This is a genomic window from Variovorax sp. YR216, assembly GCF_900107745.1.
In the GTDB taxonomy this organism is placed as follows: domain Bacteria; phylum Pseudomonadota; class Gammaproteobacteria; order Burkholderiales; family Burkholderiaceae_C; genus Variovorax.
The window spans coordinates 142,635-164,307 of record NZ_FNRO01000003.1 but is presented as its reverse complement, the minus strand read 5'-3'; the positions used below and the strand labels follow the sequence as shown (position 1 = coordinate 164,307).

29 protein-coding genes and 1 tRNA gene are annotated in these 21,673 nt (G+C 64.4%); 5 read left to right on the top strand and 25 right to left on the bottom strand.

Annotation, left to right across the window (positions count from 1 at the left end; all coding sequences use genetic code 11):
- Positions 1 to 145: 145 nt before the first annotated feature.
- The 19 genes from BLW05_RS10650 to rplN form a co-directional block, all read right to left on the bottom strand.
- Positions 146 to 222: transfer RNA gene (locus BLW05_RS10650), tRNA-Met, on the bottom strand.
- An 18-nt stretch (positions 223 to 240) separates the two neighbouring features.
- Positions 241 to 639 (bottom strand): 50S ribosomal protein L17, encoded by a 399-nt coding sequence (gene rplQ, locus BLW05_RS10645; protein ID WP_088954778.1) that lies wholly within the window; start codon positions 637 to 639, stop codon positions 241 to 243.
- A gap of 84 nt (positions 640 to 723) precedes the next feature.
- Positions 724 to 1,713, bottom strand: coding sequence for a DNA-directed RNA polymerase subunit alpha (gene rpoA / locus BLW05_RS10640; RefSeq protein WP_093162415.1), 990 nt, complete (start codon positions 1,711 to 1,713; stop codon positions 724 to 726).
- 125 nt (positions 1,714 to 1,838) lie between these two features.
- Complete coding sequence (gene rpsD, locus BLW05_RS10635) at positions 1,839 to 2,462, bottom strand: 30S ribosomal protein S4 (RefSeq protein ID WP_093162413.1); 624 nt, start codon at positions 2,460 to 2,462, stop codon at positions 1,839 to 1,841.
- Between the two features lie 127 nt (positions 2,463 to 2,589).
- Complete coding sequence (rpsK, locus tag BLW05_RS10630) at positions 2,590 to 2,994, bottom strand: 30S ribosomal protein S11 (RefSeq protein ID WP_009124825.1); 405 nt, start codon at positions 2,992 to 2,994, stop codon at positions 2,590 to 2,592.
- 12 nt (positions 2,995 to 3,006) lie between these two features.
- Positions 3,007 to 3,372 (bottom strand): 30S ribosomal protein S13, encoded by a 366-nt coding sequence (rpsM, locus tag BLW05_RS10625; protein ID WP_093162412.1) that lies wholly within the window; start codon positions 3,370 to 3,372, stop codon positions 3,007 to 3,009.
- Between the two features lie 24 nt (positions 3,373 to 3,396).
- Entirely contained in the window at positions 3,397 to 3,510 is a 114-nt protein-coding gene (gene rpmJ / locus BLW05_RS10620) for a 50S ribosomal protein L36 (protein WP_068641696.1), read from the bottom strand.
- A 32-nt stretch (positions 3,511 to 3,542) separates the two neighbouring features.
- Positions 3,543 to 3,761, bottom strand: a complete 219-nt coding sequence (infA, locus tag BLW05_RS10615; RefSeq protein ID WP_093162410.1) for a translation initiation factor IF-1 — start codon at positions 3,759 to 3,761, stop codon at positions 3,543 to 3,545.
- A gap of 7 nt (positions 3,762 to 3,768) precedes the next feature.
- On the bottom strand, positions 3,769 to 5,079 hold the full coding sequence (gene secY / locus BLW05_RS10610) for a preprotein translocase subunit SecY (protein ID WP_093162409.1): 1,311 nt from the start codon (positions 5,077 to 5,079) through the stop codon (positions 3,769 to 3,771).
- A gap of 25 nt (positions 5,080 to 5,104) precedes the next feature.
- Positions 5,105 to 5,536 carry a 50S ribosomal protein L15 gene (gene rplO, locus BLW05_RS10605; protein WP_093162407.1) on the bottom strand — a complete coding sequence of 144 codons (432 nt, stop codon included), beginning with the start codon at positions 5,534 to 5,536 and terminating at the stop codon, positions 5,105 to 5,107.
- Positions 5,537 to 5,560: 24 nt separating this feature from the next.
- A complete protein-coding gene (gene rpmD / locus BLW05_RS10600; protein WP_088954784.1) occupies positions 5,561 to 5,746 on the bottom strand; it encodes a 50S ribosomal protein L30 in 186 nt (61 codons plus the stop codon).
- 15 nt (positions 5,747 to 5,761) lie between these two features.
- The gene (gene rpsE, locus BLW05_RS10595; protein ID WP_093162406.1) at positions 5,762 to 6,280 is read right to left on the bottom strand and encodes a 30S ribosomal protein S5; all 519 of its coding nucleotides are present in this window, start codon (positions 6,278 to 6,280) and stop codon (positions 5,762 to 5,764) included.
- Positions 6,281 to 6,298: 18 nt separating this feature from the next.
- On the bottom strand, positions 6,299 to 6,664 hold the full coding sequence (rplR, locus tag BLW05_RS10590) for a 50S ribosomal protein L18 (protein WP_093163124.1): 366 nt from the start codon (positions 6,662 to 6,664) through the stop codon (positions 6,299 to 6,301).
- A gap of 14 nt (positions 6,665 to 6,678) precedes the next feature.
- Positions 6,679 to 7,212, bottom strand: a complete 534-nt coding sequence (gene rplF / locus BLW05_RS10585; RefSeq protein ID WP_093162404.1) for a 50S ribosomal protein L6 — start codon at positions 7,210 to 7,212, stop codon at positions 6,679 to 6,681.
- A gap of 22 nt (positions 7,213 to 7,234) precedes the next feature.
- Positions 7,235 to 7,630, bottom strand: a complete 396-nt coding sequence (rpsH, locus tag BLW05_RS10580; RefSeq protein ID WP_093162403.1) for a 30S ribosomal protein S8 — start codon at positions 7,628 to 7,630, stop codon at positions 7,235 to 7,237.
- A gap of 20 nt (positions 7,631 to 7,650) precedes the next feature.
- Positions 7,651 to 7,956, bottom strand: a complete 306-nt coding sequence (gene rpsN, locus BLW05_RS10575) for a 30S ribosomal protein S14 (protein ID WP_088954788.1) — start codon at positions 7,954 to 7,956, stop codon at positions 7,651 to 7,653.
- Between the two features lie 8 nt (positions 7,957 to 7,964).
- Positions 7,965 to 8,504 (bottom strand): 50S ribosomal protein L5, encoded by a 540-nt coding sequence (gene rplE / locus BLW05_RS10570; RefSeq protein ID WP_093162401.1) that lies wholly within the window; start codon positions 8,502 to 8,504, stop codon positions 7,965 to 7,967.
- Between the two features lie 11 nt (positions 8,505 to 8,515).
- On the bottom strand, positions 8,516 to 8,833 hold the full coding sequence (gene rplX / locus BLW05_RS10565) for a 50S ribosomal protein L24 (RefSeq protein WP_093162400.1): 318 nt from the start codon (positions 8,831 to 8,833) through the stop codon (positions 8,516 to 8,518).
- Between the two features lie 13 nt (positions 8,834 to 8,846).
- The gene (rplN, locus tag BLW05_RS10560; protein WP_068674584.1) at positions 8,847 to 9,215 is read right to left on the bottom strand and encodes a 50S ribosomal protein L14; all 369 of its coding nucleotides are present in this window, start codon (positions 9,213 to 9,215) and stop codon (positions 8,847 to 8,849) included.
- Between the two features lie 224 nt (positions 9,216 to 9,439).
- Between rplN and BLW05_RS10555 the strand changes: the two genes are divergently transcribed.
- Both BLW05_RS10555 and proC read left to right on the top strand, forming a co-directional pair.
- Complete coding sequence (locus tag BLW05_RS10555) at positions 9,440 to 10,597, top strand: esterase-like activity of phytase family protein (protein WP_093162399.1); 1,158 nt, start codon at positions 9,440 to 9,442, stop codon at positions 10,595 to 10,597.
- Positions 10,598 to 10,600: 3 nt separating this feature from the next.
- Complete coding sequence (gene proC, locus BLW05_RS10550; protein ID WP_093162398.1) at positions 10,601 to 11,458, top strand: pyrroline-5-carboxylate reductase; 858 nt, start codon at positions 10,601 to 10,603, stop codon at positions 11,456 to 11,458.
- Positions 11,459 to 11,512: 54 nt separating this feature from the next.
- Here the strand turns inward: proC and ubiA are convergent, their stop codons facing one another.
- From ubiA to recG, 4 genes are all read right to left on the bottom strand, one after another.
- Positions 11,513 to 12,409, bottom strand: a complete 897-nt coding sequence (ubiA, locus tag BLW05_RS10545; RefSeq protein ID WP_093162396.1) for a 4-hydroxybenzoate octaprenyltransferase — start codon at positions 12,407 to 12,409, stop codon at positions 11,513 to 11,515.
- A gap of 10 nt (positions 12,410 to 12,419) precedes the next feature.
- The gene (locus BLW05_RS10540; RefSeq protein WP_093162395.1) at positions 12,420 to 13,010 is read right to left on the bottom strand and encodes a Dps family protein; all 591 of its coding nucleotides are present in this window, start codon (positions 13,008 to 13,010) and stop codon (positions 12,420 to 12,422) included.
- 101 nt (positions 13,011 to 13,111) lie between these two features.
- Positions 13,112 to 14,077: a LysR substrate-binding domain-containing protein gene (locus BLW05_RS10535; protein ID WP_093162394.1), complete on the bottom strand. Its 966-nt coding sequence runs from the start codon at positions 14,075 to 14,077 to the stop codon at positions 13,112 to 13,114.
- A gap of 32 nt (positions 14,078 to 14,109) precedes the next feature.
- Positions 14,110 to 16,224: an ATP-dependent DNA helicase RecG gene (gene recG, locus BLW05_RS10530; protein WP_093162393.1), complete on the bottom strand. Its 2,115-nt coding sequence runs from the start codon at positions 16,222 to 16,224 to the stop codon at positions 14,110 to 14,112.
- Positions 16,225 to 16,293: 69 nt separating this feature from the next.
- On the opposite strand from recG, the gene queA reads away from it, so the two are divergent.
- Both queA and tgt read left to right on the top strand, forming a co-directional pair.
- On the top strand, positions 16,294 to 17,337 hold the full coding sequence (queA, locus tag BLW05_RS10525; protein WP_093162392.1) for a tRNA preQ1(34) S-adenosylmethionine ribosyltransferase-isomerase QueA: 1,044 nt from the start codon (positions 16,294 to 16,296) through the stop codon (positions 17,335 to 17,337).
- Complete coding sequence (tgt, locus tag BLW05_RS10520) at positions 17,331 to 18,503, top strand: tRNA guanosine(34) transglycosylase Tgt (RefSeq protein WP_093162390.1); 1,173 nt, start codon at positions 17,331 to 17,333, stop codon at positions 18,501 to 18,503. Before queA ends, tgt begins: the two co-directional genes overlap by 7 nt.
- 264 nt (positions 18,504 to 18,767) lie before the next feature.
- On the opposite strand, the gene BLW05_RS10515 is transcribed toward tgt, so the two are convergent.
- The gene (locus BLW05_RS10515; RefSeq protein ID WP_093162388.1) at positions 18,768 to 19,688 is read right to left on the bottom strand and encodes an aldose 1-epimerase; all 921 of its coding nucleotides are present in this window, start codon (positions 19,686 to 19,688) and stop codon (positions 18,768 to 18,770) included.
- Between the two features lie 128 nt (positions 19,689 to 19,816).
- Here BLW05_RS10515 and BLW05_RS10510 point away from each other — a divergent pair, with 128 nt between their 5' ends.
- Positions 19,817 to 20,596, top strand: coding sequence for an SDR family NAD(P)-dependent oxidoreductase (locus tag BLW05_RS10510; protein WP_093163122.1), 780 nt, complete (start codon positions 19,817 to 19,819; stop codon positions 20,594 to 20,596).
- Here BLW05_RS10510 and BLW05_RS10505 read toward each other — a convergent pair.
- The gene (locus BLW05_RS10505) at positions 20,569 to 21,657 is read right to left on the bottom strand and encodes a zinc ribbon domain-containing protein (protein WP_093162387.1); all 1,089 of its coding nucleotides are present in this window, start codon (positions 21,655 to 21,657) and stop codon (positions 20,569 to 20,571) included. The genes BLW05_RS10510 and BLW05_RS10505 overlap by 28 nt on opposite strands.
- Positions 21,658 to 21,673: the final 16 nt, after the last annotated feature.

The window sequence follows — 21,673 nt, the reverse complement described above, 5'->3', positions numbered from 1 at the left end:
GGGCAACACCGGCAGGCCGGCGAAGCCGGTTCCGCGGTGTTTCAGAGTTGAGGGATACGGCGATCGCGTCGGATCGCGAAAAAGAAAAAGCCCACCGAAGTGGGCTTTTCTTTTTGACTGGCGATCTTTTGAATCGCCAGAAATTTGGTTGCGCGAGCAAGATTTGAACTTGCGACCTTTGGGTTATGAGCCCAACGAGCTACCAGGCTGCTCCATCGCGCGGCAGATTTAAATTATAGCCTATTCCGCAGCGGCTTGCTCGTCGGCAGCCTCAGAAACTTCAGGGCGATCGACCAGCTCGACCAGGGCCATGGGCGCGTTGTCGCCCACGCGGAAACCCATCTTCAGAATGCGGGTGTAGCCACCAGGACGAGCCTGGTAACGCGGGCCGAGTTCACCGAAGAGCTTCACGACGCTGTCGCGGCTGCGCAGGCGATCGAAGGCGAGGCGCTTGTTGGCGACCGTCGGCTTCTTGGCCAGCGTGATCATCGGCTCGATGACGCGGCGCAGTTCCTTGGCCTTGGGGACCGTGGTCTTGATGACTTCGTGCTCGATGAGCGAATTCATCATGTTCTGCAGCATCGCAAGGCGGTGCGAGCTGGTGCGGTTGAGTTTGCGGAGTCCGTGTCCGTGACGCATGGTGCTTTCCTTTACTTTATAAAAACAGGCAGCCGTGTCAGGTACTGCCCGGTGCACAGGCCCAGATGGGCCGAATTCAAAAGATCAACGCTTGTCCAAGCCAGCCGGCGGCCAGCTTTCGAGCTTCATGCCCAAGGTCAGGCCGCGCGAGGCAAGCACTTCCTTGATTTCGTTGAGCGACTTGCGACCCAGGTTCGGGGTCTTGAGCAGCTCGTTCTCGGTGCGCTGGATCAGGTCACCGATGTAGTAGATATTTTCCGCCTTCAGGCAGTTCGCCGAACGGACCGTGAGTTCGAGCTCGTCGACCGGGCGCAGCAGGATCGGATCGAACTGCTGGGCGCTGCGCGGTGCGGGAGCGTCGAACGCAGCGAGCTCGCCGCCTTCGAGTTGCGCGAACACAGCCAGTTGCTCAACCAGGATCTTGGCCGACGCACGGACCGCGTCTTCGGCGGTGATCGCGCCGTTGGTTTCGATTTCAACCAGCAGCTTGTCGAGGTCGGTACGCTGTTCCACACGGGCGCTTTCGACGGTGTAGCTCACGCGCTTGACCGGCGAGAACGACGCATCGAGAACGATGCGGCCGATCGACTTGGTCGGCTCGTCCGCATAGCGGCGCATCGTGCCCGGCACGTAGCCGCGGCCCTTCTCGACCTTGATCTGCATGTCGAGCTTGCCGCCCTGCGACAGGTGGGCGATCACGTGATCGGGATTGATGATCTCGACGTCGTGCGGCGTCTGGATGTCCGACGCGGTGACGGCACCTTCGCCATCCTTGCGCAGGCTCAACGTAACTTCATCGCGGTTGTGCAGCTTGAACACCACGCCCTTGAGGTTCAGGAGGATGTTGACCACATCTTCCTGCACGCCATCGATGGACGAGTACTCGTGCAACACGCCTGCGATGGTGACTTCCGTCGCCGAATAGCCAACCATCGAAGACAGCAGAACGCGGCGCAGCGCGTTGCCGAGCGTATGGCCGTAGCCGCGCTCGAACGGCTCGAGCGTGACCTTCGCGCGATTGGGCGCGAGTTGCTCGACCTGGATGGTCTTGGGTTTCAGCAGGGTGGTTTGCATGCAGACTTCCTCTCAATACCCCCGGCTCGTTACACCGGTAAGGCTGGTGAAGTCCTCGACGGGAATGCCTCCCGGCGAGAACAAAAATACAAGTTCGAGCCGCGAGGCGGCTCGTTATCGTCTGTTTAGCGCGAATACAGTTCGACGATCAGGGACTCGTTGATGTCCGAGGCGAATTCGTCGCGATCGGGCACCTTCTTGAACGTGCCTTCGGCCTTGTCGGCATTCACTTCGACCCAAGCCGGGATGCCGACTTGCTGAGCCAACTGCAGTGCTTCGACGATGCGGTTCTGCTTCTTCGACTTCTCGCGGACAGCGATGACGTCGCCGGTCTTGACCAGGTACGACGGGATGTTGACCGACTGGCCATTGACCGTGATCGCCTTGTGCGACACGAGCTGGCGGGCTTCCGCGCGCGTCGAGCCGAAACCCATGCGATAGACGACGTTGTCCAGGCGCGATTCGAGAATGAACAGCAGGTTGGCACCCGTGTTGCCACGGCGGCGGTCAGCTTCTTCGAAGTAGCGGCGGAACTGCTTTTCGAGCACGCCGTACATGCGCTTGACCTTCTGCTTTTCGCGCAGTTGCAGACCGAAGTCCGAGGTGCGCTGACCCGAAGTGCGGCCATGTTGACCGGGCTTGGAGTCGAACTTGGCCTTGTCCTGGATCGAACGACGGGCGCTCTTCAGGAACAGGTCGGTGCCTTCGCGGCGGGAAAGTTTGGCCTTGGGGCCGAGGTAGCGTGCCACTTGATCTTCCTTTGTTCATCTGCCGCAGCGGACTGCGGGAGCCATCGGCGTGGGCCGACGGCGGTGGGCTTGTTAAAAAACAAAATGCGCAGCCGCCGTGAAGCGGTCTGCGCCGGACGTCATCGCCTCAGATGCGACGACGCTTCTGCGGACGGCAGCCGTTGTGCGGCACCGGGGTCACGTCGGCAATGGAGTTGATCCGGATGCCGAGCGCGGCCAGCGCGCGCACCGACGATTCGCGACCCGGGCCAGGACCCTTGATCTCGACATCGAGGTTCTTGATGCCTTGCTCGACCGCAGCGCGGCCGGCGACTTCAGAGGCCACCTGCGCAGCGAACGGCGTCGACTTGCGCGAACCCTTGAAGCCCTGACCACCCGACGAAGCCCACGACAGGGCGTTGCCCTGGCGGTCCGTGATCGTGATGATCGTGTTGTTGAACGAAGCGTGCACGTGCGCGATACCGTCCGCGACGTTCTTGCGAACCTTCTTGCGAACGCGTTGTGCGGCGTTGTTGGCAGGAGCTTTAGCCATGCTGGTCTATCCTTATTTCTTCAGGGACTGCGCAGCCTTGCGCGGACCCTTGCGAGTACGGGCGTTGGTGCGCGTACGCTGGCCGCGCATCGGCAGGCCGCGACGATGACGGAAACCGCGGTAGCAGCCGATGTCGATCAAACGCTTGATGTTCATCGTCGTTTCGCGGCGCAGGTCGCCTTCGATCGTGAAGAGCGCGATCTGGTCGCGGATCTTCTCGAGATCGGCGTCGGTCAGATCCTTGATCTTCTTCGAGTATTCGATGCCGCTTGCTTCGCAGATCTTGCGAGCGCGCGTGCGACCGATGCCGAAAATAGCCGTCAGGCCGATTTCAGCGTGCTTGTGCGGCGGAATGTTGATGCCAGCAATACGTGCCATGTGCGTCCTCTAATACTCTATCAATCAACCCTGGCGCTGCTTGTGGCGCGGGTCGGAACAGATCACGCGCACCACACCCTTGCGGCGGATGATCTTGCAATTACGGCAAATGGTTTTGACCGAAGCCGAAACTCTCATTTCATTCTCCTAAAACTCTTCAACCCGGCGACTCATTTCGCCCGAAACACAATGCGCGCCCGGCTCAAGTCGTAGGGCGTCAACTCAACGGTGACTTTGTCACCTGGAAGGATACGGATGTAGTGCATCCGCATCTTTCCGGAAATATGACCAAGAACGATCTGCCCGCTTTCGAGCTTCACCCTGAATGTCGCGTTCGGCAGGTTCTCCAGAACCTCGCCTTGCATCTGGATGACATCGTCCTTCGACATCTCATACCTACGAGGTCTTGAAGTTCGCCTTCTTGAGTAGTGACTCGTATTGCTGAGACATCATGTAGTTTTGCACCTGGGCCATGAAGTCCATCGTGACCACCACGATGATCAACAAGGAGGTGCCGCCAAAATAGAACGGCACGTTGTACTTCAGGATCAGGAACTCGGGCAGCAGGCAAACGAAGGTGATGTACACCGCGCCGGCCAGCGTCAGCCGGACCAGGATCTTGTCGATGTACCTCGCGGTCTGGTCACCCGGACGAATGCCCGGAATGAACGCACCACTCTTCTTCAGGTTGTCTGCAGTCTCGCGGCTGTTGAAAACCAGCGCCGTGTAGAAGAAGCAGAAGAACACGATCGCGCTGGCGTACAGCAGAACGTAGATCGGCTGCCCCGGATGCAAAGCGCTCGCAATATCCCGGATCCAGCGCGAGCTCTCACCGGTGCTGAACCAACCCACGATGGTGGTCGGCAGCAGGATGATCGACGACGCGAAGATCGGCGGGATCACACCGGCCATGTTCAGCTTGAGCGGCAGATGCGACGATTGACCGCCGTACACCTTGTTGCCCACCTGACGCCGCGCATAGTTCACGAGGATCTTGCGCTGACCCCGTTCGACGAACACGACGAAGTAGGTCACCAGAACAACCACAGCCACGATGAACAGTGCCACCAGCACGTTCATGGCGCCGGTGCGAACCAGCTCGAGCAAACCACCAATCGCATTCGGCAGGCCGGCAGCGATACCCGCGAAGATCAGGATGGAGATCCCGTTGCCCAGGCCTCGTTCGGTGATCTGCTCGCCGAGCCACATCAGGAACATCGAACCAGCAGTCAAGCTGATCATCGCGGTAAGGCGGAAGCCAAACCCCGGGGCCAGAACCAGACCCGGCGAGGACTCGAGCGCAACAGCAATGCTGAACGACTGGAACAGCGCAAGTGCCAGTGTCCCGTAACGGGTGTACTGGGTGATCTTGCGGCGGCCCGCCTCGCCTTCCTTCTTCAATTGCTCGAAGGTCGGAATCACGTAGGTCATCAACTGCATGATGATCGACGCGGAGATGTAAGGCATGATGCCCAACGCGAACACGGTGAAGCGCGACAGCGCGCCGCCCGAGAACATGTTGAACAGGCTCAGGATGCCGCCCTGCTGACCTTGGAACAGCTGCGCCAGTTGGTCCGGGTTGATGCCAGGCACCGGGATGTGAGCCCCGACGCGATAGACCACGAGAGCGAGCAGCAAAAAGACAAGACGGCGACGCAGGTCACCGAACTTGCCAGTTTTTGCGAGCGTTGCCGCGTTGGTTGCCACGAAGAACTTCTTTCAGTCCGTTTGTTCAGGCAACGCTGCCACCGGCGGCTTCGATCGCCGCCTTGGCACCGGCCGTCGCACCAATGCCCGTCAGCTTGACGGCCTTGGTGATCTCGCCCGACTTCACAACCTTGACGACCTTGGCGATTTGAGCCACCAGGCCGGCCTGCTTGAGAGCCAGCACGTCGACTTCCGCCAGGCCCAGCTGTTCCAGCGAGGCGAGCGTCACCTCGGCGTTGAACTTCAGCAGGTGCGACTTGAAGCCGCGCTTCGGCAGGCGGCGCTGCAGCGGCATCTGGCCGCCTTCGAAGCCCACCTTGTGGAAACCGCCCGCGCGCGACTTCTGACCCTTGTGACCGCGACCCGCGGTCTTGCCAAGTCCGGAGCCGATGCCGCGGCCGACGCGGCGCTTGGCGTGCTTGGCGCCAGCTGCCGGCTTGATGCCATTGAGTTCCATATGCGTCTCTCTCAGTGACTCTGCTTAGAGCACTTTGACCAGATAACTGATCTTGTTGATCATGCCGCGGACCGCGGGCGTGTCCTGCAGCTCGCTCACGCTGTTGAGCTTGCGCAGACCCAGGCCACGAACGGTGGCGCGATGCGATTGCTTGGTGCCGATCGGGCTCTTGACCAATTGCACCTTGACGGTTTGTTGTTGCGTCGTCATTTCGTAACTCCCGGTTTAGGCGAAGAGTTGCTCAACGGTGAGGCCGCGCTTGGCAGCCACTTCGGAAGCGGTCGTCGAATTGCGCAGACCGTCCAGCGTCGCGCGAACCATGTTGTAGGGGTTCGACGAACCATGGCTCTTGGCCACGATGTCCGTGATGCCCATGACTTCGAACACGGCGCGCATCGGACCGCCGGCGATGATGCCGGTCCCCTTGGGGGCCGGATACATCACGACCGACGAAGCACCGTGGTGACCCGTCACCTGGTGATGCAGCGTGCCGTTCTTGATCGAGATCTTCATCAGATTGCGACGCGCTTCTTCCATTGCCTTCTGCACGGCAGCGGGCACTTCCTTCGACTTGCCCTTGCCCATGCCGACGCGACCGTCGCCATCACCCACCACGGTGAGCGCTGCGAAACCCAGAATACGACCACCCTTCACCACCTTGGTGACGCGGTTGATCGCGATCATCTTCTCGCGCAGACCGTCCTCGGGTCCTTCGTTCTGCGTTCTTGCCTGAATCTTTGCCATTTTGAATCTCGTGTCCGGTTAGAACTGCAGGCCGGCCTCGCGGGCCGCATCGGCCAGCGCCTTGACGCGGCCGTGGTATGCGAAACCTGCGCGATCGAAGGCAACCTTCTCGACACCAGCGGCCTTCGCCTTTTCGGCGATGCGCTTGCCGATGGCGGTCGCGGCAGCGGTGTTGCCACCCTTGCCCGAGCCGCCCAGGACGGCGCGCACTTCGGCTTCTGCGGTCGAGGCGCTTGCAAGCACCTTCGAGCCGTCGCCGGAGATGACGGTGGCGTAGATGTGCAGGTTGGTGCGGTTCACGGTCAGACGGGCCACGCCTTGCGTTGCAATGCGGATACGGGTCTGACGCGAGCGGCGGAGACGCTGTGCTTTTTTGGTCAACATCATTTTGCTGCCCCTTACTTCTTCTTGGTCTCTTTGATCACGACCTTCTCGTCCGCATAGCGGATACCCTTGCCCTTATAGGGCTCGGGCGGACGGATGGCGCGGATCTCGGCGGCCACTTGGCCGACGCGCTGGCGGTCGGCACCCTTGATCACGACTTCGGTCGGGGTGGGCGTTGCCACCGTGATGCCTTGCGGCATGTCTTTGTTGACCGGATGCGAAAAACCGACCGACAGGTTCAGCTTGGCGCCTTGCGCCTGAGCCTTGTAACCGACGCCGATCAGGCTGAGCTTCTTCTCGAAGCCCTTGGTCACACCGACCACCATGTTGTTCACCAGCTGGCGAACCGTGCCGCTCATCGCGTTGGCTTCACGCGAATCGTTGGCGGGCTCGAAGCTCAGCTTGCCGTCCTTGTTGACGACATTGACCAGCGCATTGCGTGCGAGGCTGAGCGTGCCGCCCGAACCCTTGACGCTGATCTGGTCTTCCTTGATCGACACATCCACGCCTGCGGGGATGGCAACCGGCATTTTTCCTACGCGGGACATTCAGTTTCTCCTTGATGTCTCGTTAGGCGACGTAGCACAGGACTTCGCCACCGACACCGGCGGCGCGAGCCTTGCGGTCTGTCATCACGCCCTTCGGGGTCGTGACGATGGCGACGCCGAGGCCGTTCTGGACTTGCGGGATCGCGGCGCTGGCCTTGTAGACACGCAGGCCGGGGCGGCTCACGCGCTCGATGCGCTCGATGACCGGGCGACCAGCGTAGTACTTCAGCGAGATTTCGAGCTCGCTCTTGCCGGCTTCGGTCTTGACCTTGAAGCCGTCGATGTAGCCCTCGTCCTTCAGGACTTGTGCGATTGCAACCTTCACCTTGGAAGACGGAACCGACACGGTGGGCTTCGCCACCATCTGCGCGTTGCGGATACGCGTCAGCAGGTCGGCAATGGGATCACTCATGCTCATGTTGTTTGCTCCTGCCTGGCTTACCAGCTGGCCTTGGTGACACCGGGGATGTCGCCGTTGAAAGCCATTTCGCGGATCTTGGCGCGCGCCAGACCGAATTGACGGAAGGTGCCGCGCGGACGACCCGTGATTTCGCAGCGGTTGCGCTGGCGCGTCGGGTTCGCATTGCGCGGGAGCTTCTGCAGAGCCAGGCGGGCAGCTGCGCGCTCTTCGTCGCTCTTCTTTGCGTCGTTGGCGATCGCCTTCAATTCCGCATGCTTGGCGGCGTACTTTGCGACCAGTTTTTCTCGCTTGAGCTCGCGCTCGATCAAAGCTACTTTAGCCACAAACCACCTCAGTTCTTGAACGGGAAACGGAAGCCGGCGAGAAGCGCCTTGGCTTCTTCGTCGGTCTTGGCCGTCGTCGTGATGCTGATGTTGAGACCGCGCAGGGCATCAACCTTGTCGTACTCGATTTCAGGGAAAATGATCTGTTCCTTGACGCCGATGTTGTAGTTGCCACGGCCATCGAACGCTCGACCGGAGATCCCGCGGAAGTCGCGAACGCGCGGCAGCGCCACGGTCACGAAGCGATCGAGGAATTCATACATCTGCACGCCACGCAGCGTGACCATGCAGCCGATCGGCTGGTTCTCACGAATCTTGAAGCCGGCGATTGCCTTCTTCGACTTGGTCACCACGGGCTTCTGGCCGGCGATCTTCGTCAGATCGGCCACAGCGTTGTCGAGCACCTTCTTGTCGGCGACTGCTTCGCCCACACCCATGTTGAGCGTGATCTTGGTCAGGCGCGGAATCTGCATCGGCGAGGTGTAGCCGAACTTTTCAGTCAGATCCTTCGCGATCTTTTCGCGATAGTGTTGTTGGAGACGTGCCATGTAAGTACCCCTTAGGCGGCCTTGATTTCTTCGCCGCTGGACTTGAAGACGCGCACGCGCTTGCCGTCCGTGACCTTGATGCCAACGCGATCGGCCTTGCCGGTCGCGGCATTGAAGATCGCCACGTTGGATTGGTGAATCGGCATAGCCTTTTCAACGATGCCACCCGTCGTACCCTTCAGAGGGTTCGGCTTGGTGTGCTTCTTGACGAGGTTGATACCCTCGATGACGAGGTGCGAGTCGTCTGCGCGCAGCGTGACGGTGCCGCGCTTTCCCTTGTCGCGCCCGGCCAACACGATGACCTGGTCGCCTTTGCGAATCTTGTTCATGGCGTTGTTGTCCTTAGAGAACTTCGGGAGCCAGCGACACGATCTTCATGAACTTCTCGGTACGCAGCTCGCGCGTGACCGGTCCAAAGATGCGGGTGCCGATCGGCTCCAGCTTGGCGTTGAGCAACACAGCGGCGTTGCCGTCGAACTTGACGAGCGAACCGTCCGCGCGACGGATGCCCTTGGCGGTGCGAACCACCACAGCGCTGTAGATCTCGCCCTTCTTGACGCGACCACGCGGAGCGGCTTCCTTGATGGAGACCTTGATGACGTCGCCGACGCTGGCATAGCGCCGCTTGGAGCCACCGAGCACCTTGATACACAGGACGGATTTCGCGCCCGTGTTGTCGGCCACATCGAGCCGGGATTCAGTTTGGATCATTTCGTGATATTCCCAACTTGTACCGCTTTGCCGCCCGGACCACCCCGAAGCAACCAAACGATCAGTCTTGGGCCCGTCGTCCACGCACTGGAACCACTCCAATGCGCTTCCGCTGGGCAGAAGCTTCGCCTTTTTTTGAAGCGAAGCCGGCTATTGTGGCACACGATCTGTTTCGCGTCAACAACCCCCATGGCGCCCGGCCGTGATCTCTTAGACTTCCGGCGGTGCACGATCCGCCCCTCCACGGCCTCACTCGCCGCCATGCCCTGTGGGCCGCGGGGGCACTGGTGTGCGCGGCGGCAGGCTGCAGAAGCGGGGCCCCGCCGGCGGCGAACAACGGGTCGCAGCGCTTGCACCTGGTCGCCGAATCGCGGCTGCAGCACCGCCTCTCCTTTGATGGAACGACCATCGGAGGCTTGTCCGGAATCGACTACGACCGACGCAGAGGCGAGTACCTGCTTCTCAGCGATGACCGATCAGACTTCGCTCCAGTGCGCTTCTACACGATGCGGTGGTCACCCGCGGCGAAAGCCGAACCGCCCCGGCCGGTCGGGGTCACCTATCTGCGGCAGGCGGACGGCGCACCTTGGCCTCGACGGCGCGAGGCCGAATCCGAGGTCGCCGTTCCAGACCCGGAGGCGATCCGGTGGCGCCCGGATACCGACACGCTGCTCTGGACCAGCGAGGGCGATCCGCAACGCGGCTTCGGCCAGGCGCTCTATGAATCCCGGCGGGATGGCTCGCTCGTGCGACAGATCCCCCTCCCCGCCATGTTCGACGCGGCCACCGGTCGCCGTCGCGGCCCGCGCGAGAACCTGGGCCTCGAAGGCCTGGCCTTGACGCCGGACGGCCGCCACGCGTGGCTCGCGATGGAAGCCGCGCTGTTCCAGGACGGCCCGGTCCCCTCGTTCACGGCGCCGGGCGGACCCTGCCGGTTCACGCAGATCGAGCTTTCAACCGGGAGGGCGGTGCGCCAGATCGCTTACCTGCCGGACCCAATCCCGCGCCGCCCGCTGCTGCCGGGCACCTATGCCGACAACGGCGTCAGCGAGATCCTGATGATCGACGCCGACCGGATGCTGGTGCTCGAGCGCTCCTACGCGGCCGGCGCCGGCAATTCGCTGCGGCTCTACGAGATCGATACGCGTCACGGCTCCGATGTCTTGGCCATCGACGCGCTCACGCCCGACAATCACAGGCCGGCGCCGAAGACGGGCGTGGCCGATTTCGCCACGTTCGGCCTGTCGCGGCTCGACAACACCGAGGGCCTGTGCTGGGGGCCCGACCTGCCGAACGGCCATCGCTTGCTGGTCGCCGTGAGCGACGACAATTTCAATCCGCTGCAGATCACCCAGTTCGCGGCATTCGAATTCACCGGATAGATCATGAATATCGCAGTCACCTTCCTGCCCCGGCGGGAACCGATCCCCCTCCCCCCCATCGGCTTCATCGGTGGCGGCAACATGGCCAGCGCGATCATCGGCGGGCTGATCAAACAGGACGTTCCCGCCGCGAGCATCGAGGTCGTCGAGCCTCTTGCCGAGGCGCGCGCCCGGCTCGCCAACGATTTCGGCATCTCGGCCCAACCCGCGGCGGGCCCTGCGCTGGCGCGGTGCAAGGTGATCGTCTGGGCCGTCAAGCCGCAGAGTTTTGCCGAGGCTGCGCGGCCCGTTCGCGGCCTGGCACCCGACGCGCTTCACCTGAGCGTGGCCGCCGGCATTCCCTCCGGCAGCATCGCGCACTGGCTTGACACCGAGCGCGTGGTCCGGGCCATGCCGAATACGCCGGCGCTGGTCGGCCAGGGCATGACCGGCCTCTTCGCGCGCGCGGCTGTCGACGTCGACGACCGGAAGCTCATCGACCAGGTCCTCGGCGCAACCGGCGAACTGATGTGGGTCGACGCCGAGGGATCGCTCGATGTCGTGACGGCGGTTTCGGGGTCCGGCCCGGCCTATGTGTTCTATTTCATCGAGGCGATGACCGAGGCTGGCATCGAATTGGGTCTGACGCCCGAACAGGCGCATCAGCTCGCGGTGGGCACGTTCACAGGCGCGTCCGCACTGGCTGCGAATGCCACCGAGCCGCCCGCCGTCCTCCGCGAGCGCGTGACGTCGAAGGGCGGCACCACCTACGCGGCGATCACCTCGATGGAAAGCGCCGATGTGAAGGCGAAATTCAAGACAGCGATCCGCGCGGCCCATCAACGGGCGGCCGAACTCGGCAAAGAGTTCGGCAAGGCCTGACGAGGCCGGCGGCGCAACAGGGCGCAACAGGGCAATAGGAAGCGGAAGCGCGCCTCAGCGCAAGGCGTAGCCGGCAACGATGCCGGCGAATACGGCGAAGCCCAGCCAGTGGTTGAGCCGGAACGCCTTGAAGCAGCCTTCGCGCGTGCGGTCGTGGATCAGCCGCCAATGCCACAGCGCCTGCGCCGCGGCGATGCCGATCCCCGCGTAGAGCGCCGCGCCCAGCCCGGCGGCGACGCCGATGGCCGTCCACACCGCAAGGAAGATCGCATAGCTTGCCATGACGATCGCCACGTCCAGACGGCCGAAAGTGATTGCCGATGTCTTCATGCCGATCTTGAGGTCATCGTCGCGATCGACCATCGCGTACTCGGTGTCATAGGCCAGCACCCAGAACAGATTGCCGGCCAGGAGCCACCACGCCGCCGGCGGCAAGCTGTCGCGAACAGCGGCAAAGGCCATCGGAATGCCGAAGCTGAAAGCAATGCCGAGCACCGCCTGCGGCACCGAAACGAAACGCTTGGCAAAGGGATAGATCAGCGTCACCGCAAGCGCTGCGAACGACATCAGGACCGTCAGGCGGTTGGTGGTCAGGACCAGCGCGAAAGCGGCAAGCGCCAGCACGGCGCCCACCGTGAGCGCCTCGGGCACCGAGACCTCGCCGCTGGTGACCGGCCGCTTCGCGGTCCGCTTGACGTGCCGGTCGAAGTCGCGATCGGCGACGTCGTTCACGCAGCAACCCGCGCTGCGCATGAGGATCGTGCCGATCACGAACACCGCCAGCAGATGCCAGCCAGGCCAGCCGCCGGCGGCGAACCACAGCGCACCCAGCGTCGGCCAGAGCAACAGCAACCAGCCCGCCGGGCGGTTCCAGCGGATCAGGTCGAGGTAGAGGGCAAAACGCCCGCGGCGGGGCGCGGGCGTAGGTTGGATCGAACCTGCGGCGGCCATGGCGAAAGCCTCAGTCTTCGAGGAGCGAACGCAGCATCCACGCGGTCTGGTCGTGCACCGTGCAGCGTGCGGTGAGCATGTCGGCGGTGGGATCGTCACCGGCCTCCTCGGCCACGGGGATGAACTCGCGCGCGATGCGCGACACGGTCTCGTGGCCCTTGACCAGGATACGCACCATCTCCATGGCCTTGGGCGGCGTCTGCGGAACGTCGGGCACGGTGGCGATCTTGCCGAACTCGGCATACGAGCCCGGCGCATAGTGCCCCAGCGCGCGGATGCGTTCGGCGATGACGTCGGTCGAGGCCCACAGCTCGGTGTACTGCGCCATGAACATCGCATGCAGCGAGTTGAAATGCGGGCCGGTCACGTTCCAGTGGAAGTTGTGGGTCGTGAGGTAGAGCGTGTAGGTGTCGGCCAGCACGCGGGCGAGGCCTTCGGCGATGGCGGCGCGGTCCTGGCGCTCGATGCCGATGTTGATGACCGGCGCATTGCGGCTGCCCGACTCCACCGCAACCGCCACGCCGCCCTTCTTGGGCACCTTGCCGGCGGATCCGGCCGGCGTCTTCGCGGTCGACTTGGCTTTCTTGGCGACTTTGGCCATGGCAGTGAGCTCTTTCTTCAGTTGGGTTGACGGCAACACCGCACTCTAGCGCAGGCATCGGGGGCGGCGGCCCTTCGATTCGTAGGCCGACGGCGCATCTTTCAGGAAAGTCGCTTGACCCCCGGCAGCTCGCAGGCATAGATGGCGTTGCGCAGCGCGGCGATGGCCTCGTAGCGCGTAAAGCTGCGCCGCCACGCCAGCACCACGCGCCGGGTCGGCGGATCGCCGCCCTGCGTGTCGAGCACCGGGAGATAACGCACGATCTGCTCCGGCTCCTTGCGGCTCTTCGACCTGGGCTTGAGCGCATCGGCCGGCACAGACAGCCGCGGCACCAGCGTGACGCCCATGCCCGAAGCCACCATGTGCTTGATGGTTTCCAGCGAGGAGCCTTCAAAGCTCTTGCGGATGCCCTCCGCGTTGCTGGAGAAGCGCGCGAACTCCGGGCAGACCTCCAGCACATGGTCGCGAAAGCAATGGCCGGTGCCCAGGAGGAGCATCGTCTCCTTCTTCAATTCATCCGAGGTCACCGATTCCTTGCCCGCCAGCGGATGATGCGCCGGCACCGCGGCCATGAACGGCTCGTCGTAGAGCGCCGCCATCGCGAGCCCGGTGTCGGGAAACGGCTCGGCCATGATCGCGCAGTCGATCTCGCCGGAACGAAGCATCTCGAGCAGCCTGGCTGTGAAGTTCTCCTGCAGCACCAGCGGCATCTGCGGCGTGCGGGCGATGTTCTGGCGCACCAGGTCGGGCAGCAGATAGGGGCCGATGGTGTAGATCACCCCGAGGTTCAGCGGCCCCGACAGCGGGTCCTTCCCGCGCTTGGCGATTTCCTTGATGCTCGCGGCCTGGTCCAGCACGCTCTGCGCCTGCTGGACGATCTGTTCGCCCAGCGGCGTGACGGTGACCTCGCCCGCGCTGCGCTCGAACAGCTTGACTTCGAGCTCGTCCTCCAGCTTCTTGATCGCCACGGACAAGGTCGGCTGCGACACGAAGCAGGCCTCGGCGGCCTTTCCGAAGTGCCTCTCGCGCGCGACCGCAACGATGTATTTGAGCTCAGTCAAAGTCATAGCTAAAGGCTATTATCGCTCGCCCTGGCAGGTCAGGCCTTCAGGTATTCGGCTTTGCTGCCCAGCCAGCGATCGACATGGCGCGCTGCCAATTCCGGGTGGCGGTCAAGCATCGCCGGAGCAAGCTCGCGAGCCCAGTCGAGGAGCAAGGCGTCGTTGGTCAGGTCGGCGAAGCGCAGCAGCGGGGCGCCGGACTGGCGGGCGCCGAGGAATTCGCCCGGGCCGCGAATCTCCAGGTCGCGCCTCGCGATCTCGAAGCCGTCACTGGTTTCCGCCATGGCCTTCAGACGGGCTCGGGCCGCTTCGCCGACGCGGCCGCCCTCGTTCGGCGAATAGAGAAGCACGCACGCGGAGGCCGCTGCGCCGCGGCCCACGCGGCCGCGCAGCTGATGCAGCTGCGAGAGACCGAAACGTTCGGCGTGTTCGATCACCATCAGCGAGGCATTGGGCACGTCGACGCCAACTTCGATCACGGTCGTGCTCACCAGCACCTGCAGCCGGTTGGCCGTGAAGTCCTCCATCACCGACTGCTTCTCGGCAGTCGGCATCCGCGAATGCAGCAGGCCGACACCCACCTGCTCACCGAGCGCTTCCGCCAACTCATCGCGCGTCTCGGTGGCGTTGCGCAGATCGACGGCCTCGCTTTCCTCGATCAGCGGGCAGACCCAGTAGACCTGCCGGCCCTGCGCGAGTTGCGCGCGGATGCGGTCGACGACTTCATCCCGGCGATGGTCGGCCACCAGCTTCGTGACGATCGGCGTACGACCGGGGGGCAGTTCGTCGAGTGTCGAGACGTCGAGGTCGGCGTAGTAGCTCATCGCCAGCGTGCGCGGGATCGGGGTGGCGCTCATCATCAGCAGATGCGGCTCGAAATCACCGCCGGCCTTGCCGCGCAACGCGAGGCGCTGCGCCACGCCGAAGCGATGCTGCTCGTCGATGACCGCGAGCGCGAGATGGCGAAAGCGCACCTTCTCGGAGATGACCGCATGCGTTCCGACCACGAGCGCCGCTTCGCCGCTCTCGACGGCGGCGGTCATCGTGTCACGTTCCTTCTTCTTCTGGCTGCCGGTGAGCCATGCGACGCGCAAACCGCGCTCGGCGAGCAGCGGATCGAGCCAGTTCACCAGCTTGCCGAAATGCTGCGCCGCGAGGATCTCGGTCGGCGCCATCAGCGCGCACTGGAAGCCCGCATCGATGCAGCGCGCAGCGGCGAGCGCAGCGACCACGGTCTTGCCCGAGCCGACATCGCCCTGCAGCAATCGATGCATCGGGACTTCGCGGGCGAGATCGCGCGTGATCTCTTCGCCCACACGCTGCTGCGCCCCCGTGAGCGCAAACGGCAGCGCGCCGAGCAGATCCTTGTGCAGCTTCCCGCCGGTCGAATCCACCTCGAGCACCGGCGCACGTTGCGCCGAGCGTGCACGACGGGCCTGAAGTTGCGACAGTTGCTGAGCGAGCAGCTCGTCGGCTTTCAGGCGCTGCCACGCGGGATGGCTGTGGTCTTCCAGCGTGGCAATCGCGACATCCGGCGCGGGGTAGTGCAGGAAGTTCAGCGCGCGGCGCAGGTCCCACGTACCGTGCGGCGCGGCGCCGGGCGGCAGCGTTTCGTCGAGCACCGCACGCGCCAGCCCCGAACGCACTTCGCGGCGCAGCACCGGCTGCGCCAGGCCCGCGATGGTCGAATAGACCGGCGTCAAGGCCTCCGGCAATGCGGTGCCTGCCGCCTTGACGGCCGGGTGCATCATCTGCCGCCCGACGAAGCCGCCTCGGACCTCGCCGCGCACACGCACGCGCGCACCCACGGCGAGCTGCTTCTGCTGCGACGGATAGAAATTGAAGAAGCGCAGCTGGCAGGTGTCGCTGCCGTCGTCGACGGTGACGATCAACTGCCGGCGCGGCCGATAGACCACTTCGCTTTCGGTGACCACGGCCTCGATCTGCGCCATCTCGCCGTCGCGCGTCGCGGCGAGGGGGACGATGCGCGTCTCGTCCTCGTAGCGCATCGGCAGATAGAGCGCGAAATCGATGTCCCGCAGCAGGCCCAGCTTGCGCAATGCGCGCTGCACCGCACTCAGGCCGGTGCCGGGTGCGGACGTTGGCTCAGGTACGGGCTTTTCCTTTAACGGGGACTTGGCAGCTGCAGGCATGGGACAATTCTGCCCGCCTCTTCGCAACCCTCGCCTTCTTGGCACGGGCCCGTCCGGCCCTCAAGCACCATGCGCGACTTCACGCTTTCCGATTTCGATTTCCATCTGCCGCCTGAACTGGTGGCGCAACATCCCGCGGCGGAACGCACCGCCTCCCGATTGCTCGACGGCACCGGCGACACGCCGGTCGACAGGATCTTCAAGGACCTCCCTTCACTGCTCAAGGCCGGTGACCTTCTGGTCTTCAACGACACTCGCGTCGTCAAGGCACGCCTCTTCGGCGAAAAGCCCACCGGCGGCAAGCTCGAACTATTGGTCGAGCGTGTACTGCAAGGCAACGAGGTTGTCGCGCACATGAAAGTCAGCAAGAAGCCGCACGTGGGCACCACGCTCGCGATGGTCGGCGGCTTCAGCGCAACGCTGCTCGGCCGCTGGCCCGATGAAGACGGCGCCCTCTTCCGCTTCCGTTTCGAGAGTCCGTCGGGCGAAGATCCCTACATGCTGATGGCCCGCTGCGGCCACGTGCCGCTGCCGCCCTACATCACGCATACCGATTCGGCAGACGACGAAAGTCGCTACCAAACCGTGTTCGCGCGCGTGCCCGGCGCGGTCGCGGCGCCGACCGCCGCGCTGCACTTCGACGACGCCCTGCTGGCCGAACTCGAAGCGCGCGGCATCCGGCGCGCGAACGTGACGCTGCACGTCGGCGCCGGCACCTTCCAGCCGGTAAAGACCGAGAACATCGCCGAGCACACGATGCACGCCGAGCGTTACGAGGTGCCCGATGCCACGCAGCGCGCCATCGCCGAGACCAAGGCTCGCGGCGGCCGCATCGTCGCGGTCGGCACGACCACCGTGCGGACGCTCGAATCGTGGGCGAAGAGCGGCGAGGCCTCGGGCGACACGAGCATCTTCATCACGCCCGGCTTCATCTTCGAGCACGTCGACGTGCTCATCACCAACTTCCATCTGCCCAAGAGCACGCTCATGATGCTGGTGAGCGCCCTCGCGGGCTACGAGCACGTGATGGCGCTCTATGCCCACGCGATCCGCGAGCGCTACCGCTTCTTCAGCTACGGCGATGCCATGCTGCTTGAGAGAAAGACATGCTGAACTTCGAACTCCTCGCCACCGACCCTTCGAGCCACGCGCGGCGCGGCACGCTCACGCTGAACCACGGCGTGGTGCAGACGCCGATCTTCATGCCTGTCGGCACCTACGGCACCGTCAAGGGCGTGATGCCGCGCAGCCTCGAGGAGATGGGCGCGCAGATCATTCTCGGCAACACCTTCCACCTATGGATGCGTCCGGGCCTCGACGTCATGTCGAGCTTCGGCGGCCTGCACCAGTTCGAGAAGTGGAACAAGCCCATCCTCACGGACTCGGGCGGCTTCCAGGTCTGGTCGCTCGGCGCGATGCGCAAGATCAGCGAGGAAGGCGTGAAGTTCGCGTCGCCGGTCAACGGCGACAAGCTCTTCCTCACGCCCGAGGTCTCGATGCAGATCCAGACCATCCTCAACAGCGACATCGTCATGCAGTTCGACGAATGCACGCCGTACGAGACGCAGGGCCACATCACGACCGAGGCCGAGGCGCGCAAGTCGATGGAACTGAGCCTGCGCTGGGCGCTGCGCTGCCAGCACGAATTCGCGCGGCTCGAAAACCCCAACGCGCTCTTCGGCATCGTGCAGGGCGGCATGTTCGAGAACCTGCGCGAAGAATCGCTCGCGAAGCTGGTCGAGATGGACTTCCCCGGCTACGCGATCGGCGGCGTGAGCGTGGGCGAGCCCAAGGACGAGATGTTGCGCATCATGGCGCACACACCGCACAAGCTGCCGACGCACAAGCCGCGCTACCTGATGGGCGTCGGCACGCCGGAAGATCTCGTCGAAGGCGTGGCGCAGGGCGTGGACATGTTCGACTGCGTGATGCCCACGCGCAATGCGCGCAACGGCACGCTCTTCTCGCGCTACGGCGACCTCAAGATGCGCAACGCGCGCCACAAGAGCGATCCGCAGCCGATCGATCCGAGCTGCACCTGCCATGCCTGCGCGGGCGCGTCGGGCGTGCCGTGGACCGAGGGCGGACGCGACGGCTTCAGCCGCGCCTACCTGCATCACCTGGACCGCTGCGGCGAGATGCTCGGGCCGATGCTCACCACCATCCACAACCTGCACTACTACCTGAACCTGATGCGCGAGATCCGCGAGGCGCTCGATGCGGGGCGGTTCGGCGAATTCCGCGCGCAGTTCAGGGCAGACCGCGCGCGCGGCGTCTAGGGCCTGTTCACACTACTTTCATAGTGCCCGCAAGGCAGCAAAAGGCCGCAATCTAGGCGCGTGGCGCAGTCCATGCTGATGCATGGACAAGGCGCGCAACGACGAGTGCGGCCTTTTGCTGCCTTGCCCGAAGGGTTGCCCCGCAAAGGCGGCGTCTGCGGCGTTGCAAATCCTCGCCGGGCAGACAGCCCGGCTGCGGTTTGCGCCTTGCAGTCACCCCCTTTTGCGGGGCAACGGGCACTATGAAAGTAGTGTGAACAGGCCCTAGCGCACCGTGCGCAGGGTCCAGGTTCCCGAGAGGGTTGAGCCCGGCGCCAACACGGTGCCGCCCACCTCACGCGGTCCATGGCGGTCCGCAAGGTTGATCGCGTCGGTGCACTGGCTCACCGGCTCGGCGCAGAAGTGATCCGCGCCGCTCGGGCAATACAGCACGAAGAAGTCGAGTGGCGAGTCGGCCGACAGCATCAGCGCGCGCGCGGAACCGGGCCAGTCGATGCGCGCGGCGTGCTCCCAGCCGGTGAAGTTGTTGTCCAGGTCAAGCTCGGACAAGCGCACACCATTGCGCAGTCGGGCCACTTCCGCAGTGGGTTCGAGGCCAACGGGCATCACTTCCGGATCGCCGCGCCACATCGCAGCGGTCGTCGTCTGCAGCCGCGTGCCGGTGCGATGCGGAAAGTAAGGGTGATGCCCGATCCCCGCGGGCATGGGCACCGTGTCGCGATTGGTCAGCGCGACGGTGCAGCGAAGGCCCGACGGGTCGAGCTCGAATCTTTGCGAAGCCTCGAATCGCCACGGCCACTGCGCGTCGGCATCGACGGCGAGCTCGAGCAACGCCCCTGCCGGAGATGCCTCGGCGACGCGCCATGGCCGCATCCAGCCGATGCCATGCAGCGGATGCCTGCCTGACGGCCCGGCCGGACGGCCCGCGTGAATCGCGATCTCGCGGCCGCCGAAATTCGCACGGCCCTCGCGGATGCGGTTGCACCACGGCAGCAGCGCGAAGCTCGCCATCGCGAAGAGATCGCGCCGCGCCAGTGCGTCGTCGGTCGCGGGGCGAAGCCAGTCGAAGCGGGCACCGTCCTCGACGTCGTAAAGCGCGGTGACCGCGCCGCCGACCGCCGGCGCCAGTTCGAGGCGCAACGCGCCTGCTTCGAGCCGAACACGTTCTGTCTCGTTGTCGTTCATCGCATCGCACCACGGTTCGCAGGGATCGCGGCATTCTCGTTCACACGAGTGGCACATGGCACAACCGCGCGTCAGAATTGCGCGAGCCCGGCTCTTCGCCCGGGCTGATCTTTCATGGGACATCCTTCATGACCGATTCGACTTCTCCCGCGCCCTCGGCGCGCTATCCGTCCCTGAAGGGCCGCACCGTCTTCATCTCCGGCGGCGCGACGGGGATCGGTGAGGCACTGGTGCGCGCTTTCCACGCACAAGGCGCCCGTGTGGGGTTTTGCGACATCGATGTGGACGCCGGCCGCGCGCTCGCTGCGGCGCTGGGCGGCGAGAACGCGCCGCTCTTCGTCCAGTGCGACGTCACGGACGTGGCCGCGCTGCAGGCCGCCATCGCCGCGGTGCGCGCGCAATTCGGCCCCATCCGCGTGCTGCTCAACAATGCGGCGAACGACCAGCGGCACAACATGGAGGACGTCACCAGCGAGGCCTTCGACCGGATGACCGCGATCAACTTCAAGCACCAGTTCTTCGCGGCGCAGGCGGTCGCCGAGGACATGCGCGCGGCCGGCGGCGGCTCGATCATCAACTTCGGCTCGGTGAGCTGGATGATCAAGGGGCGCGGCTACCCGGTCTACCAGGCGTGCAAGTCGGCCGCGCGCGGGCTCACGCGGGCCCTGGCGCGCGATCTCGGCAAGCAGAACATCCGCGTCAACTCGCTCGTGCCCGGTTGGGTGATGACCGAGCGGCAACTCAAGCTCTGGGTCAAGCCCGAGTCGCATGCGGAGATCGATGCGGCCCAGTGCCTGCCCGGCCGCGTGATGGCCGAGGACATCGCCAGCATGGCGCTCTTTCTTGCCGCCGACGATTCGAAGATGTGCACCGCGCAGGACTACGTGGTGGACGCGGGCTGGACCTGAGGCAGCGACGGATCGCGCGGCGCGGCCGCCATCGCGCCGGTTCCGCAGGCGTGGCAGAAGCGCGCGAAGGCACTCTTGCGCGTCTTGCACGCGTGGCAGTGATCGAAGAGGCCGATGCCGCAGTGCGGGCAGAAGTCGATCTCGGTGTTCTTCAGGTCCACCGGTCGCTCGCAGCCCGGGCATACGCCCTTGGCGAGCCGGGCGAGCGCGGTGTCGTAGCTCAGCTCGTTGCGGCGCACCGTGTCGGGCTGTGCTTCCGCTGCCTTCTGGCGCTCGAGATAGCGGTTGAGCGCGACGATCGCATAGCGCCCCACGAGCACCGTGATCAGGATGCCCACCGCGTAGCGCACGTAGCCGCCGTAGCTCGGCAGGTACGGAACGAGCTCGACGAAGAACGCGAACAGCGCGAAGAAGATGAAGCCCCAGACGAAAGGCCACCAGGTGCTCTTGCGCTTCTTCGCGAAGAGCCAGCCCGCGATCACCAGCAGCGGCAGCGTGAGCGCGAGGCGGTAGAGGAACACCCGCAACTCGACACGGCGGTTTTCCGCATCCATCCGGGTGTGCGCCTCGTCCTCCAGCTTCGCGAGCCGTTCCGCGGCGCGCTGGCGCGACTGGCGCGCGTCCAGTGCGATCTGGCGTTGTGCGCCGACCGCCCGCTCGGCCTCGTCCTCTTTCTGCTTGAGCGCATCGAGCGCCTTCGTTCGGGCGATGAGCTCGGTGTCCTGGTCCGGCTGCGCGGTCGCATGGCGTGTCGCGAGCCAGTTCGAGAAGGTCTCCCGGGCGGCGCGGCTGGCCTGTCGGGCGGCGAGCAGTTTGAGATCCGCCTGCTCGCGGTCGCGCACGGCTTCCTGCTCGACGCGCTCGGCGTCGCGCACGGTGTTGCGCAGCGGATCGGCGGCGGCACGGTCGATGAAATCGTCCAGCTCGATCCGGTGCTCGACCCGCGGCAGATCGCCGACGATGGTGCTGCCCAGTCCGATCAGGAAGCTTGCGAAGATCACCGCCACCAGCCAGAGGCCGCGACGAAACCACTTTTCGGACAGACGCAGGGATTTGCTCATGAAGATCCTTCTTTTG